This is a genomic window from Mesorhizobium sp. M5C.F.Ca.ET.164.01.1.1, assembly GCF_004792125.1.
GTDB classification, from domain to species: domain Bacteria; phylum Pseudomonadota; class Alphaproteobacteria; order Rhizobiales; family Rhizobiaceae; genus Mesorhizobium; species Mesorhizobium wenxiniae.
In genome coordinates this window covers 1-343 of sequence record NZ_SRTG01000288.1, presented here as the reverse complement: position 1 = coordinate 343, position 343 = coordinate 1, and the positions used below count along the sequence as shown (strand labels likewise).

The 343-nt window shown below is 60.1% G+C and carries 1 protein-coding gene; it reads left to right on the top strand.

Going from position 1 to position 343, the window contains the following annotated elements:
• A partial coding sequence (locus tag EN807_RS33510) for a TOBE domain-containing protein (protein WP_135938019.1) occupies positions 1-343 on the top strand: 343 nt, incomplete at both ends.

Below are 343 nucleotides of genomic sequence, written 5' to 3'. Positions count from 1 at the left end.
TCTTCGTCGCCGGTTTCATCGGCTCGCCGGCGATGAACTTCATCAAGGGCAAGGTCGTTTCGAAGGACGGCAGGCAGATATTTGTGTCGGATACCGGATCCGTGCTGCCGGCTGACGGGGCGAGGGCGCAGGGCGGCCAGCCGGTCATCTACGGCATACGTCCCGAGCATATCGACATCGCGCCCGACGGTTTGTCGGCAACGGTTTCGGTGCTGGAGCCGACCGGCTCCGAGACACAGATATTCGCCAAACTTGGCGATGATCCTATCGACGCTATCGTCAAGGATCGACTGACAGTCCGACCTGGTGAAGAAGTTAGACTGAGGATCGATCCGCGCCGTGT